This is a genomic window from Streptomyces sp. NPDC050988 (assembly GCF_044456225.1).
In the GTDB taxonomy this organism is placed as follows: Bacteria; Actinomycetota; Actinomycetes; order Streptomycetales; family Streptomycetaceae; genus Streptomyces.
Genome location: NZ_JBITFQ010000048.1, coordinates 37353 through 51568, shown reverse-complemented (window position 1 = coordinate 51568; position 14216 = coordinate 37353). Strand labels below are relative to the sequence as shown.

Annotated in this window: 11 protein-coding genes; 4 read left to right on the top strand and 7 right to left on the bottom strand. The window is 68.8% G+C overall.

Features of this window, described 5'->3' with window-relative positions:
* Positions 1 to 61: 61 nt before the first annotated feature.
* The 5 genes from ACIBEI_RS47615 to ACIBEI_RS47595 form a co-directional block, all read right to left on the bottom strand.
* Positions 62 to 1366 carry a M50 family metallopeptidase gene (locus tag ACIBEI_RS47615; protein WP_398897582.1) on the bottom strand — a complete coding sequence of 435 codons (1305 nt, stop codon included), beginning with the start codon at positions 1364 to 1366 and terminating at the stop codon, positions 62 to 64.
* Positions 1363 to 2640, bottom strand: coding sequence for a 1-deoxy-D-xylulose-5-phosphate reductoisomerase (dxr, locus tag ACIBEI_RS47610; RefSeq protein WP_398897581.1), 1278 nt, complete (start codon positions 2638 to 2640; stop codon positions 1363 to 1365). Before dxr ends, ACIBEI_RS47615 begins: the two co-directional genes overlap by 4 nt.
* Positions 2641 to 2786: 146 nt before the next feature.
* On the bottom strand, positions 2787 to 5579 hold the full coding sequence (secA, locus tag ACIBEI_RS47605) for a preprotein translocase subunit SecA (protein ID WP_398897579.1): 2793 nt from the start codon (positions 5577 to 5579) through the stop codon (positions 2787 to 2789).
* The gene (locus ACIBEI_RS47600; protein WP_398897577.1) at positions 5570 to 6064 is read right to left on the bottom strand and encodes a hypothetical protein; all 495 of its coding nucleotides are present in this window, start codon (positions 6062 to 6064) and stop codon (positions 5570 to 5572) included. The genes secA and ACIBEI_RS47600 overlap by 10 nt, the downstream gene beginning before the upstream one ends.
* Before the next feature lie 102 nt (positions 6065 to 6166).
* On the bottom strand, positions 6167 to 8113 hold the full coding sequence (locus ACIBEI_RS47595) for an acyl-CoA dehydrogenase family protein (protein WP_398897576.1): 1947 nt from the start codon (positions 8111 to 8113) through the stop codon (positions 6167 to 6169).
* Positions 8114 to 8554: 441 nt separating this feature from the next.
* Between ACIBEI_RS47595 and ACIBEI_RS47590 the strand changes: the two genes are divergently transcribed.
* Together ACIBEI_RS47590 and ACIBEI_RS47585 are read left to right on the top strand one after the other, a co-directional pair.
* Positions 8555 to 9562: a LacI family DNA-binding transcriptional regulator gene (locus ACIBEI_RS47590; protein WP_398897575.1), complete on the top strand. Its 1008-nt coding sequence runs from the start codon at positions 8555 to 8557 to the stop codon at positions 9560 to 9562.
* A gap of 117 nt (positions 9563 to 9679) precedes the next feature.
* Positions 9680 to 11776, top strand: a complete 2097-nt coding sequence (locus ACIBEI_RS47585; RefSeq protein WP_398897573.1) for a TIM-barrel domain-containing protein — start codon at positions 9680 to 9682, stop codon at positions 11774 to 11776.
* A 56-nt stretch (positions 11777 to 11832) separates the two neighbouring features.
* Here ACIBEI_RS47585 and ACIBEI_RS47580 read toward each other — a convergent pair whose 3' ends face one another.
* Positions 11833 to 12288, bottom strand: a complete 456-nt coding sequence (locus ACIBEI_RS47580; protein ID WP_398897604.1) for a hypothetical protein — start codon at positions 12286 to 12288, stop codon at positions 11833 to 11835.
* A 6-nt stretch (positions 12289 to 12294) separates the two neighbouring features.
* On the opposite strand from ACIBEI_RS47580, the gene ACIBEI_RS47575 reads away from it, so the two are divergent.
* Positions 12295 to 12594, top strand: coding sequence for a hypothetical protein (locus tag ACIBEI_RS47575; protein ID WP_398897572.1), 300 nt, complete (start codon positions 12295 to 12297; stop codon positions 12592 to 12594).
* Position 12595: 1 nt separating this feature from the next.
* The gene (locus ACIBEI_RS47570; RefSeq protein ID WP_398897571.1) at positions 12596 to 13186 is read left to right on the top strand and encodes an ABC transporter permease; all 591 of its coding nucleotides are present in this window, start codon (positions 12596 to 12598) and stop codon (positions 13184 to 13186) included.
* Positions 13187 to 13454: 268 nt separating this feature from the next.
* On the opposite strand, the gene ACIBEI_RS47565 is transcribed toward ACIBEI_RS47570, so the two are convergent.
* Positions 13455 to 14168 carry a hypothetical protein gene (locus ACIBEI_RS47565; protein ID WP_189845186.1) on the bottom strand — a complete coding sequence of 238 codons (714 nt, stop codon included), beginning with the start codon at positions 14166 to 14168 and terminating at the stop codon, positions 13455 to 13457.
* Between the last annotated feature and the right edge of the window lie 48 nt (positions 14169 to 14216).

The window sequence follows — 14216 nt, the reverse complement described above, 5'->3', positions numbered from 1 at the left end:
GTCCACCCAATGGAGGGCGGCCGGACACAAATCATGTCCGGCCGCCACAAACTCCGTATGACTAGGAGATTCTCACCGGGTTAACCACGTCCGCGATCAGTACCAGGATCGTGAAGCAGATGAAGATCCCGGCCACCACGTACGCGACGGGCATGAGCTTCGCCACGTCGAACGGACCCGGGTCCGGCCGCCGCAGCACCTTCGCCAGGTTGCGGCGCAGGGACTCCCACAGGGCGCCCGCGATGTGCCCGCCGTCGAGCGGCAGCAGCGGGAGCATGTTGAACAGGAACAGGGAGAGGTTGAAGCCCGCGACGAGGAACAGCATCATCGCGATCTGGTTCTCCGGCGGGATGTCGAGGGTGAAGACCTCGCCGCCTACCCGGGCCGCGCCTACCACGCCCATCGGGGAGTCCGCCTCGCGCTCACCGTCGCCGAAGGCCGCGTCCCACAGGGCGGGGACCTTGGACGGCAGGGCGAGGAGCGACTCGACGCCGTTCTGCATCATGTCGCCCATGCGGTCCACGGACTGCCCGAACGACTGCTGGACGATGCCGGAGGCGGGCGTGAAGCCGAGGAAGCCGGCGTACACGTACTTGCCCTCGACGTAGCCGCCGTCGCCGTCGGTCTGGCTGACCTGGTTGCGGATCAGGTGGGCGGTCAGGTCGAGCTGCTTGCCGTCGCGCTCGACGGTGAGGGTGACGTCCTTGCCGGGGTTGGCGCGGATGTCGGCCTGGAGGGTGGACCAGTCGGTGATCTTCTCGCCGTTGAAGGCGAGGATCTTGTCACCGCCCTGGAGCCCGGCGGCCTTGGCGGGCGCGGCCGTGTCGCTCTTCTGGCACTCCGACCGGTTCTCGCTCTGCTCGATGACACAGTCCGAGACCTTGCCGACCGTGGTCGTCTGGGTCTGGATGCCGAACGTCATCATCACGCCGAGGAAGATCGCGACGGCCAGGATCAGGTTCATGAAGGGGCCAGCGAACATCACGATGACGCGCTTCCACGGCTTGCGCGTGTAGAAGAGGCGTTTCTCGTCGCCCGGCTGGAGCTCCTCGAAGGACTGGGCCCTGGCGTCCTCGATCATGCCGCGCCACGGCGAGGTGGAGCGGGCCTCGATACGGCCGTCGGGGCCGGGCGGGAACATCCCGATCATGCGGATGTAGCCGCCGAGCGGAATCGCCTTGACCCCGTACTCGGTCTCGCCCTTCTTGCGCGACCAGATGGTCGGGCCGAAGCCGACCATGTACTGCGGCACACGGATGCCGAACAGCTTGGCCGTGGAGAGATGCCCCAGCTCGTGCCAGGCGATCGAGATGAGCAGGCCGACCGCGAAGACGACTATGCCGAGGATCATCATCAGGGTCGTCATGCACGAGCCTCCGCCGTTGTCGTGGCTGTCGCTGTCGCTGTGGATCGGGCTGTCAGTTCACGGGCCCGGGCGCGTGCCCAGGTCTCCGCATCGAGGACGTCCGGGACGGTGAGCGAGGTTCCCGTACGGGGCGTGCCGTGCTCGGCGACGACCTTGGTGACGGTCTCCATGATCCCGAGATACGGCAGGGAGCCGTTCAGGAACGCGTCCACGCACTCCTCGTTGGCCGCATTGAACACCGCCGGGGCCGTGCCCGCGAGCTGCCCGACATGCCGGGCGAGCCCCACCGACGGAAACGCGTCGGTGTCGAGCGGGAAGAACTCCCAGCTCGACGCCTTCGTCCAGTCGAAGGCGGGCGCGGCGTCGGGGACGCGCTCGGGCCAGCCGAGGCCGATGGCGATGGGCCCGCGCATGTCGGGGGGCGTCGCCTGGGCCATTGTCGATCCGTCCGTGAACTCCACCATCGAGTGGACATACGACTGCGGGTGCACGACCACCTCAATCCGTTCGAAGGGAATGTCGTAGAGGAGGTGCGCCTCGATGACTTCAAGCCCCTTGTTGACCAGGGTCGCGGAGTTGATCGTGATGACGGGGCCCATGGCCCAGGTGGGGTGCGCGAGGGCGTCCTCGGGGGTGACGTCGGCCAGCTCGGCCTTCGTACGTCCTCTGAAGGGGCCGCCGGACGCGGTGACGACGAGCTTGCGTACGTCGGACCTGGTGCCGGAGGCGAGCGCCTGGAAGAGGGCGGCGTGTTCGGAGTCGACCGGGATGATCTGCCCCGGCTTGGCCAGCGCCTTGACCAGCGGACCGCCGACGATGAGCGACTCCTTGTTGGCGAGCGCGAGAGTGCGGCCCGCCTCCAGGGCGGCGAGGGTGGGGGCGAGGCCGATCGAGCCGGTGATGCCGTTCAGGACGGTGTGGCAGTCGGAGGCGGCGAGGTGGGTGGCGGCGTCCGCTCCCACGAGGATCTCGGGGAGGGGCTCCCCCGCTCCGTACTGTGCGGACAGGGCCTCGCGCAGCGCCGGTACGACGTCCTCGCGCGCGACGGCGACCGTCCGGACGCGGAGCCGGTGCGCCTGCTCGGCGAGCAGTCCGACCCTCCCGCCGGCGGCGGAGAGCCCGGTGACCCGGAACCTGTCGGGATTGCGCAGCACAAGATCGATGGCCTGGGTCCCGATCGACCCGGTGGATCCGAGGATCACCACATCCCGGACTCCGTCCACAGGATCGAAGACAAGATGCGGATCGGCGAGGGGGGCTGGACTGTCGCTCATCCCCCCATTGTTGCCGCAACGCCTCCACAACAGGACAGGGGAGTGCCACCTGTGCCCCTTTAGAGGGCCGTGGGCCCCGTAAGGGGCGCGGGGAACTGCGCGATCAGCCCAACTCCACCCGCACCCGCCACCAAACCGCAGGGCACCTACCTCTTGCGCTTCCGACGGCTCCTGGACCTGACGGCACGCCTCTGCTGGGGCTTCGCATCAGCCACGCCCTCCGCCGGAGGCGACGGAACCGCATCGGCCGGCTCGAAGTCCCCTTCGACAACCCCCTCCGCCGTGTCCAGCGTCGGCGCGCTGAAATGCAGCCCATCCTTACGAGGACCGGACTCCAGCCCCTCCTGGCCACCCGTGGCCTTCCCGGACGCGTCCAGATTGAACACGTACCCGACCGACTCCTCCTTGATCGCCTCGGTCATCGCGGCGAACATGTCGTACCCCTCGCGCTCGTACTCGACGATCGGCTCCCGTCCGAGCGTCCACCGCAGCCCGATGCCGTCGCGGAGGTAGTCCATCTCGTACAGGTGCTCGCGCCATTTGCGGTCGAGGACCGACAGCACGACGAGCCGCTCCAGGTCGCGCAGCGCGTCCTCACCGAGCTGCGCCTCGCGCTCCTCGTAGCGGGCGTGAATGTCGTCGGTGACGGCCTCGACGAGTTCGTCGGCGGTCAGCTCGGCGCGCTGGCCGGCCGCGTCCTCCAGGTCCTCGATGGTGATCCCGACCGGGTAGAGCTGCCGGAAGGCGCCCCACAGCCGTTCCAGGTTCCACTCCTCGGGGAAGCCCTCGGCGGTCTCCTCGGTGATGTACGCGCGGATGGTGTCGTCCATGAAGTGGACGATCTGTTCGCGCAGGTTCTCGCCGTCGAGGACGCGGCGGCGCTCGGCGTAGATGAGGGTGCGCTGCCGGTTGAGCACCTCGTCGAACTTCAGGACGTCCTTGCGGGACTCGAAGTGCTGCTGCTCCAGCTGGGACTGGGCGGAGGCGATGGCCCGCGTGACCATCTTGTTCTCGATGGGGACGTCGTCGGGAACGTTCGCCATCGACATCACGCGCTCCACGACCTGGGCCCGGAACAGCCGCATCAGGTCGTCGCCGAGGGAGAGGTAGAAGCGGGAGGCGCCGGGGTCGCCCTGGCGGCCGGAGCGGCCTCGCAGCTGGTTGTCGATGCGGCGGGACTCGTGGCGCTCGGTGCCGAGGACGTAGAGGCCGCCGAGGTCCTTGACCTCGTCGTGCTCGGCCGCGACCGACTCCTTGATCCGGTCGAGGGCCGCCCGGTGTTCGTCGGGGTTCTCCTCGGGGGTGAGGCCGCGCCGGTCGAGCTCGGCGAGGGCCATCGCCTCGGGGTTGCCGCCGAGCATGATGTCGGTGCCGCGCCCCGCCATGTTGGTGGCCACGGTGACCGCGCCCTTGCGGCCGGCCTGCGCCACGATCTGTGCCTCGCGCTCGTGGTTCTTCGCGTTGAGGACCTCGTGGCGGATACCCCGCTTCTTCAGCCGGGCGGCGAGCGTCTCGGACTTCTCGACGGACGTGGTGCCGACGAGGATCGGCTGGCCCTTCTCGTGCTTCTCGGCGATGTCGTCGAGGATCGCGGTGTACTTGGCCTCCACGGTCCGGTAGATCTGGTCGGGGTCGTCCGCGCGGGCGTTGGGCTGGTTGGTGGGGATCGGCACCACGTGGAGCTTGTAGATCTGGTGGAACTCGGCGGCCTCCGTCATGGCGGTGCCGGTCATCCCGCCGAGCTTCTCGTAGAGCCGGAAGAAGTTCTGGAGGGTGATGGTGGCGAGGGTCTGGTTCTCGTCCTTGACCGTCACCGCCTCCTTGGCCTCGATGGCCTGGTGCAGGCCCTCGTTGTAGCGGCGGCCGGCGAGGATGCGGCCGGTGTGCTCGTCGACGATGAGGACCTCGCCGTTCACGACGACGTAGTCCTTGTCCTTCTTGAAGTGCTCCTTGGCCTTGAGCGCGTTGTTCAGGTGCCCGATGAGGGGCGTGTGGTCGGACTCGTAGAGACTCTCGATGCCGAGCTGGTCCTGGAGGAACTCCACTCCGCTGTCCAGGATCGCGACCGTGCGCTTCTTGGGGTCGTACTCGTAGTCGTGGGTGGCCCGCAGTTCGGCGAGGCGCTCCTTGTCCTGCGGCGAGGTGAAGTTCTCGTCCTGGACGGCGACGCCCCGCATCCGCGTGACCATCCTGGAGAAGGCCTCGTACCAGTGCGTGGGTTGGTCGGCGGGGCCGGAGATGATCAGTGGGGTGCGGGCCTCGTCGATGAGGATCGAGTCGGCCTCGTCGACGATCGCGAAGTGGTGGCCGCGCTGCACGAGTTCGTCCTTCGACCAGGCCATGTTGTCGCGCAGATAGTCGAAGCCGAACTCGGTGTTGGTGCCGTAGGTGATGTCGCAGGCGTACTGCGTGCGCCGCTCGGCCGGGGTCGACTGGGACTTGATGACGCCCACGGTCAGGCCCAGGAAGCGGTAGGCGCGGCCCATCCATTCGGCGTCGCGCTGGGCGAGGTAGTCGTTGACCGTGACGAGGTGGACTCCCTTGCCGGTCAGGGCGTTCAGGTAGACGGGCAGGGTGGCGACCAGGGTCTTGCCCTCGCCGGTCTGCATCTCGGCGATGTTGCCGAGGTGGAGGGCCGCGCCGCCCATGATCTGTACGTCGAAGTGGCGCATGCCGAGTGTGCGGCGGGCGGCCTCGCGCATGGCGGCGAAGGCCTCCGGCAGCAGGTCGTCGAGGCTTTCACCGGCCTCGTACCGCTCCTGGAACTCCGGTGTGAGCGCCTGGAGTTCCTCGTCGGTGAGCTGCTCGAAGTCCTCCTCCAGGGAGCCCACCTGTTCCGCGATGCGCTGGAGTTTGCGCAGGATTCTTCCCTCGCCGGCCCGCATGATCCGGCCGGTGATGTTGTCGAGACCGAGAGCCGGCACTGGAATTACCCCCATTGAATCGCGTCCGCCAGCATCTGTATGCGGCGATTGGCGCGCTGCAGAATGTGGACGCCTTGTTGGTTCGCTTTGATCACCTCGCGCAGTACGGGGTCTTTCGCATACCCCACCGCACCGCGGAAGAGCTGCTGGATCACGGGCCTTTCGCCCGGCCGCCCCGCGTCGAGCAGGGCGTCGACGTCCCGGAGGTCGATTCTCCGGACGGGCAGTGGATCGAATGAGGCCACGGACGGCCGTGGTTCCTCGTCGACCAGTGCCAGCGCGCAGTCGTTCAGCAGGACCGCGAGCGCGTCCCGATGTGCCTCGAAGGTCTCCGGCGCGCTCTGGCGAAGCTTGTCCGCCAGTGGCAGAACCTCATTGCGCACCGTCCGTAACGCCCGTACGAGTTCTGTGTCGTTCAGCTGCTCTCGCGCTTGCCCGCGTGCCCGTGTCAGCTGGACAGAAAATCCCTGACTGTATTCTTCCCCCACACCGTGGCGCATATTTTGTCCCCGTTCGCCATTCTGTTCATTGTTGACGCACACCTTCTGTGCGGCAAGCGGCAGAATGACGACGGGGACGGCAGTGCATTCCTGGGGAAAAGGTCAACGGATGGGGCGGTGGACGTTCTCCCTTTCGGACGGTCCGGGTGTCGCGTCGGCGATCCAGGGGCCTTCGCCGGACGGGTCGACGACTCCCTCCTCCAGCCAGGTGTAGGCGCCGCCGAGGACCCCCTTGACGACCTTGCGGTCGAGGTCGTCGGTGTTGGACCACAGGCGGCCGAAGAGTTCCTCGACGCGGACCCGGGACTGGCTGCAGAAGGCGTCGGCGAGCTGGTACGCCTCGCGGCCGTGGTCCCCGGTGGTGCGCAGGAGTTCGGCGCGGACGCAGGCGGCGCTCATCGCGAAGAGTTCGGCGCCGATGTCGACGATCCGGCCGAGGAAGCCCTGCTTGGTCTCCATCCGGCCCTGCCAGCGGGACATGGCGTAGAAGGTGGACCTGGCGAGCTTGCGGGCCGACCGCTCCACGTACCGCAGATGGCCGGAGAGGTCGACGTGGCCCGCCGGGTTGAAGTCCCCGTACGAGCGCGGGAGTTGACCGGGTCCCGCGACCAGCTTCGGGAGCCACTTGGCGTAGAAGACTCCGGCGTTGGCGCCCGCCTTCGCCTTGTCCGAGAGGGACTTGTCCGGGTCGATGAGGTCACCGGCCACGGACAGGTGGGCGTCGACCGCCTCGCGGGCGATCAGCAGGTGCATGATCTCGGTCGAGCCCTCGAAGATGCGGTTGATGCGCAGGTCACGCAGCACCTGCTCGGCGGGGACGGCCCGTTCGCCGCGGGCGGCCAGCGAGTCGGCGGTCTCGAAGCCGCGCCCGCCGCGGATCTGGACCAGCTCGTCGGCCATCAGCCAGGCCATCTCGGAGCCGTAGAGCTTGGCGAGGGCGGCCTCGATGCGGATGTCGTTGCGGTTCTCGTCGGCCATCTGGGACGACAGGTCGAGGACGGCCTCCAGGGCGAAGGTCGTCGCCGCGATGAAGGAGATCTTCGCGCCCACGGCCTCGTGGAAGGCCACCGGCTTGCCCCACTGCTCGCGCACGGACGACCACTCGCGGGCGATCTTCAGACACCACTTGCCCGCACCGACGCACATGGCGGGCAGCGACAGCCGTCCGGTGTTGAGCGTGGTCAGGGCGATCTTGAGGCCCGCGCCCTCCGGTCCGATCCGGTTCGCGGCGGGCACCCGCACCTGGTGGAGGCGGGTGACACCGTTCTCCAGGCCGCGCAGCCCCATGAAGGCGTTGCGGTTCTCGACGGTGACGCCCTCCGAGGCGGTCTCCACGACGAACGCCGTGATGCCGCCCTTGTGGCCCTCGGACTTCGGCACCCGCGCCATCACGACCAGCAGATCCGCGACGACGCCGTTGGTGGTCCAGAGCTTCACCCCGTCGAGGACGTAGTCGTCGCCGTCCGGCACCGCGCTGGTGGCGAGGCGCGCCGGGTCGGAGCCCACGTCCGGCTCGGTGAGCAGGAAGGCGGAGATGTCGGTACGGGCGCAGCGCGGCAGGAAGATGTCCCGCTGCTCCTGCGTGCCGAAGAGCTTCAGCGGCTGCGGTACGCCGATGGACTGGTGCGCGGAGAGCAGCGCGCCGAGCGCCGGGTTCGCCGAGCCGACCAGGGCGAGCGCCTTGTTGTAGTACACCTGCGTCAGACCGAGACCGCCGTACTTGGTGTCGATCTTCATGCCCAGGGCGCCGAGCTCCTTGAGCCCGTTGATCGTCTCGTCCGGGATCCGCGCCTCCCGCTCGATGAGGGCCGAGTCGACCTTCGTCTCGCAGAAGTCGCGCAACTTGGTGAGGAACTCCTCGCCGCGCTGCACGTCCTCGTCGGGCGGCATCGGGTGCGGATGGATCAGATCGAGCCGGAAGCGACCGAGGAACAGCTCCTTGGCGAAGCTGGGCTTGCGCCAGTCCTGCTCCCGCGCCGCCTCGGCGACCTGCCGGGCTTCACGTTCGGTGACAGCGGGCTGGTGGGGTGTTGCGGACAAGAGGCTCACCTCGCCGCGAATAGGGATCTTGGTCCGGTACGGTTACCGACCGGTTCTACTCGATCGTATGTACCCGATTCCGCCCACCCCCACCACCCCTCGCGCGCCGTTCGGCCCAACCCGACGCACACAAGAGGGAAACCACCTACTCAGAGCCGCAGGGCGGAAAAACGGCAGCGACCCCTCCCACCCGGGGCCCGGGAGGATAGTGGGGGCGAAGCCTCCCACTAAGGGGCGCGGGGAACTGCGCGACAAGCCCCCACCCACCCGCACCCGCCACCCCACCGCACCCCCCACCCCCAAAGGCGCCCCAAAAAACCGACGGAGTCGAAGCGCTTCGACAACCTATGGACACCCACCCGCCGTCAAGCTACTGTCGAGCCACCCTCACTCGCCCCTCATCCGCAACGCGCACTGTCGAAGCGCTTCACACAACGCTTGGAGAGCTGGATGGTCACCCTCGCCGAGGTCGCCCAGCACGCCGGAGTCTCGGCGAGCACGGTGAGCTATGTCCTCAGCGGCAAGCGGTCCATCTCCGCGGGTACCCGCGAGCGGGTCGAGCAGAGCATCCAGCAGCTCGGCTACCACCCCAACGCGGGAGCCCGCGCACTGGCAAGCAGCCGGTCCAACATCATCGCGCTGATGATCCCGCTCCGTACGGACATGTACGTACCCGTGATGATGGAGATCGCCATCGCCGTGGCGACCTCGGCCCGCACCCACGGGTACGACGTGCTGCTGCTGACCGGTGAGGAGGGCCCCGACGCCGTGCGCCGGGTCACCGGCAGCGGGCTCGCCGACGCGATGATCCTGATGGACGTCGAGCTCGACGACGAGCGGCTGCCGCTGCTGCGGGGCACGGACCAGCCGTCCGTCCTCATCGGTCTGCCCGCCGACACCAGCGGCCTGACCTGCGTCGATCTCGACTTCGGCGCCACGGGAGCGCTGTGCGCCGAGCATCTCGCGATGCTCGGTCACCGTGACATCGCTGTCATCGGCGAGGCGCCCGCGGTCTACGAACGGCACACGGGCTTCGCCGAGCGCACGCTCGACGGACTCCGGTCCCGGTCAAGGGAGTTGGGCCTGCGCGTGCTGCACCGCCCGTGCGAGGGCGGCTACGACGCGATGTCGCTGACCCTGTCCCGGGTCTTCGACGAGCGCCCGGGCACCACGGGCTTCGTCGTGCAGAACGAGTCCGCGGTCGAGCCGCTGCTCGCGCTGCTGCGCCAGCAGGGCCGGGCGGTACCCGAGGACGTGTCGGTGATCGCGATCTGCCCGGACCAGGTCGCCACCCAGGCCTCGGTACGGCTGACCTCGGTCGCCATCCCCGCACAGGAGATGGGCCGGCACGCCGTGGAGCATCTGATCGCCAAGCTCGAAGGGCACGGCAAGGACGAAGTCGTGCTCATCGCACCCGAGTTGACGGTACGGGCCAGCACGGGCCCGGCCGCTTCCTGAACCAACCGCACCAACCACCCCACGTCTCATGGGCGTTGAGGCATTCCAACCTGTCCCGGTCCGCCGGAGCCGCGTCACCGGGTCCTGTCGCCACTCCTTCCTCCAGGAGCACCCCAAGTGAATCAGCCTGCCGAAAACCAGCCCGGACAGCCCGGACAGCAGGGTCCGTCCGACAACCCAGGACAGCCCGGACAGGGGTCCGCCAGCCTCGCCCAGTCCTCCCCCACCGTCGGCACGTTCCGCGAACGCGACGGTGCCCTGGAGTGGAGCGGCCGCCAGGAGACCGTACGCGTCGAGCCGTGGGGCCCCGACGCGGTCCGGGTCCGGGCCAGGCTCGGCGGGCCGGTCCTGGAGGGGCTGCCGGGCGCGCTGCTCGACGAGGCGCCCGCGACGGAGGCCTCCGTCAAGATCGAGGACGGGCACGGGCAGTTGACCGTCGGCGCGCTGACCGTCGAGGTCGACGCCGAGGGCCTCGTCCGCTTCCTCCGCACGGACGACTCCGCGGAACTCCTCACCGAGGAGCGCGCCCACTTCTGGTGGCCGGGACCGCGCCTCTACACCCCGGTCGGCAACGGCCACCACCGCCTGGAGCAGCGCTTCGCCGCGTACGAGGGCGAGAAGCTGTACGGCCTGGGCCAGCACCAGCACGGTCTGCTGGACCAGAAGGGCGCGGTCCTCGACCTGGTCCAGCGCAACGCCGAGGTGACCATCCCGGTGCTCACCTCCAGTCGCGGCTACACCCTGCTGTGGAACAGCCCGGCCATCGGCCGCGTCGAGCTCGCGGGCAACGGCACACGCTGGGTGGCGGACTCGGCCCGGCAGATCGACTACTGGATCACCGCAGGGCAGCCGGCCGACGCGCAGCGCCGCTACAGCGCGGTGACCGGCCGTACGCCGATGCTGCCCGAGTGGGCCGCCGGCTTCTGGCAGTGCAAGCTGCGCTACCGCACCCAGGACGAACTCCTCGGCGTGGCAAGGGAGTACAAGCGCCGAGGACTGCCCATCGACGCGATCGTCTGCGACTTCTTCCACTGGACGCACCTCGGCGAGTGGAAGTTCGACCCGGCGGAGTGGCCCGACCCGGCGGCGATGCAGCGGGAACTGGAGGAACTCGGCATCAAGCTGGTCGTGTCCGTCTGGCCGTCCGTCTCCCCGCTCTCCGAGAACCATCAACTCATGGAACAGCGCGGCTACTTCATCGGCACGCAGTACGGCCCGATGGCGCACGCCGACTGGCCGGACAAGGAGGTCGCCTCCACGGTCCAGGTCGCCTTCTACGACGCGACGAACCCCGAGGCGCGCGACTTCATGTGGTCGAGGATCAAGGAGAACTACCTTGATCCGTACGGGATCACGGCCTTCTGGCTCGACGCCTGCGAGCCGGAGCTGAAGCCGGGCTTCCAGGAGAACCTGCGCTATTGGGCGGGCCCGGGCCTCGAAGTCGGCAACATGTACCCGAGCGAGAACGCCCGCACCTTCTACGAGGGCATGACCGCGGCCGGCGAGACCGAGATCGTCACCCTCAACCGCTCGGCGTGGGCGGGCAGTCAGCGCTACGGCGCCGCCTTGTGGTCCGGTGACATCGGCACGGACTTCGCGACCCTGCGACGCCAGATCGCGGCGGGCCTCAACACATCGCTGTCCGGCATCCCCTGGTGGAACACCGACATCGGCGGCTTCCACGGCGGCGACCCGGACGACCCGGCGTACCGCGAGGTGATGATCCGCTGGTTCCAGTTCGGCGCGCTCTCCCCGCTGATGCGGCTGCACGGCTTCCGGGACCCGGGCATGCCGCTCGGCCCGGACATGACCGGCGGCCCGAACGAGGTCTGGTCGTACGGCGAGGAGGCCGGCACGATCATGGAGAAGTACCTCCGGCTGCGTGAGCGCCTCAAGCCGTACGTCCTCGATGTGATGCGGGCCGCGCACGAGGAGGGGCTACCGGTGATGCGACCGCTGTTCCTGGAGTTCCCGGACGACCAGGCGACCTGGTCGGTGGCCGACTCCTATCTCTTCGGCCCGGATCTGCTGGTCGCACCCGTCCTGACGGCGGGGGCGAGCGTGCGGACGGCCTATCTCCCGGCCGGGGCACGGTGGACGGACGCCTGGACGGGAACCTCGTACGAGGGCGGTACGAACGTCACGGTGGACGCCCCGCTGGACCGGATACCGCTCTTCCTGCGGGACGGGGCGGCTCTCCCGATCGACGGGTAACGGCCTTTCCCGTCAGGGGCGTTGAGGAGAAGCCTCAAGAGAGCTGAGGCGCGATCTCAAGGAAGTTGCGGCGCGACCTCGGCCGCCAGCAGATCCAGGTGGCCGAGGTCGGAGAGGTCGCGCAGGCGTACGTACACGCGGGAGGCCCCGAGGTCGGCGTACTGGCCGAGGACGTCGACGATCTTCCCCGGGGGGCCGTACAGCGGCTCCTCCGGGGGCAGGCGGGACGGCTCGTGCAGAAGGGCGAGGCGGGTGTCGATCTCGGATTCGGTGCGGCCGGAGGCGATGCCGAGGCACACCGAGAGGATCAGGGGAGGTCCGCCGACCGCCTCCCTGGCGGCCCGCGCGCCCGCGAACAGGTCGGCGCTCTGCTCGGGTGAGGTGAAGGGCAGGTTGAACTCGTCGGCGTACCGGGCGGCCAGCCTCGGTGTGCGGCGGGGGCCGCGGCCGCCCACGATGATCGGCACCCCCGGCCGCTGGACGGGCTTCGGCAGGGCGGGCGAGTCGGTCAGGCGGTAGTGGCGGCCCTCGTACGAGAAGCGTTCGCCGGGCGGAGTGGCCCACAGGCGGATCGACCATCCGGAGGAAGCGGCCGCGGTACTGGCGAAGAAGCACCCGCCCGTGACGAGAAGGCCGCTGCCGCGGAGATCGAGCTGGTCGGCGAGGCCGTACAGCCCAAGAAGGCCGGGGCGCCGATCGGCACGATGGACCGGGAGCGGGTGGCCGGGGCGATCAAGGCTCTGGTGGACGCCGGGGCGGTCAAGTCCGGTCTGACGCCCGAGCAGTTGGTCTCCTTCGACCTGGTGCCGAAGTCCTGAAGTGCTCAGGCGGGTGATGGAGTTCGGCTGGCCCCTGCTGGGGCTGGCCGCCGCGATCGGTGCCTGGGCACTCGCCGTGGTCGTGTTCGACGTACCGGAGATCGTCCTGCCGTCACCGGCGGACGTGCTGGACGCCTTTCTCCGCGTGCCCGGCTATCTGCTGGGCGAGGCGGTCACCACGCTCGTCGTCATCGTGCTGGGCTTCGCGCTGGCCGTGGCGGCGGGGCTGCTGATCGGGGTCGCGATCGCGGCGTCGCGGATCGTGGAGCTGATGTTCTCGCCGCTCCTGGTGGCGTTCAACGCGGTGCCCAAGGTGGCGCTGGCACCGCTGCTGGTGGTGTGGATGGGGTTCGGGCAGCAGCCGAAGGTCGTCATGGCGCTGCTCGTCTGCTTCTTCCCCGTCGTGCTGTCGGTCGCGGGCGGGCTCACCTCGACACCGGTCGAACTCGTCGAGCTGGCACGGTCGTTGCGCGCCTCGCGCACCCAGACGTTCCTCCGGTTCCGCTTCCCGAGTGCGCTGCCGCATATCTTCGTGGGGCTGAAGGTCGCCATGCCGCTGTCGGCCGTCGGCCGTCGGCGCGGTCATCGGTGAGTTCAGTGCCGGCGACGAGGGGCTCGGCTTCGTCGTCGTACAGTCCGGGGCGAACTCCGACACCGCGCCGGCGTTCGCCGCGATCGCCCTGCTCGCCCTGCTCGCCCTGCTCGGCCTGCTCGGCCTGCTGAGCGTGGCGGCGCTGTTCTACGCGCTCGTGCTCGCGGAGCGGACGCTGCTGCCCGGGCCGGCCCCGCGTGGGGGACGGCGCCGACCCGGGCGTACGGTCACCTGCCGGTGACGGTGGCGATACCGATGGCGGCGGGGCTCAACTGCTGGAGACGGTCAGGTTGTTGGTGGCGAAGTCCAGGCCGCCGGACGACGAGGTGATCTCGAAGCCGAACTGCACGTCTCCGATGGTCTCGTTGCCCATCCAGCCCTTGGTGTCCTTGATCCACTTGAGGATCGGCAGGACGTTGACGGTCCCGGAGTTCGAGTCCGAGGTGCGCAGGAACGAGAAGACCTCGTTGGCGCCGTTGTTGCCCTTGTAGACGGTCCAGGTGTGGCCGCCGAGGGTGACATTGCCCTGGGAGGTGCCGAGCGGCCCGACAGCTCCGTTGTAGTTGACCCAGAGCATGATCTCGTAGTCGTAGTCCGTGTCCCAGATGTCGTACGAGGTGTTGTACGCGCCCGAGGACGGGACGGTGACGTTGTAGCTGCTGCTGAGCGAACCGAGCGAGGTGATCGTCTTGTTGACCACCTTCTTGGAGTTCGGGTACGACTTGATGCCGCCGGTGTTGGGGTGGTTGGCCCAGACACCCCAGTTGGTACCGGAGTTGGCCCAGATGCACTGGCTGCCGGCGCCGGAGCCCCAGATGTTGTTGTAGAGCGTGTAGCCGTTGAGGCTGGTGTTGCCCCACTGGTCGCAGGAGTTCCAGACGGCCGCCGAGGCGGGCGCGGAGGCGAGGCCGATGGTGGCGCCGAGCGCGAGCGCGGGGGCCAGGAGTGCCTTGGTGATCCGGGTCAGCGTGCGTGTTGCCATGGTGTCCCTTCCATGGGTGGGGGGGTGTGTGGGGGTTCGATCTGCTGT

Coding starts and splice junctions, on each gene's coding strand:
- ACIBEI_RS47590 (WP_398897575.1), top strand. CDS start 8,555: ATGGTCACCCTCGCCGAGGTCGCCCAGCACGCCGGAGTCTCGGCGAGC.
- ACIBEI_RS47565 (WP_189845186.1), bottom strand. CDS start 14,168: ATGGCAACACGCACGCTGACCCGGATCACCAAGGCACTCCTGGCCCCC.
- ACIBEI_RS47600 (WP_398897577.1), bottom strand. CDS start 6,064: ATGCGCCACGGTGTGGGGGAAGAATACAGTCAGGGATTTTCTGTCCAG.
- secA (WP_398897579.1), bottom strand. CDS start 5,579: ATGGGGGTAATTCCAGTGCCGGCTCTCGGTCTCGACAACATCACCGGC.
- ACIBEI_RS47615 (WP_398897582.1), bottom strand. CDS start 1,366: ATGACGACCCTGATGATGATCCTCGGCATAGTCGTCTTCGCGGTCGGC.
- dxr (WP_398897581.1), bottom strand. CDS start 2,640: ATGAGCGACAGTCCAGCCCCCCTCGCCGATCCGCATCTTGTCTTCGAT.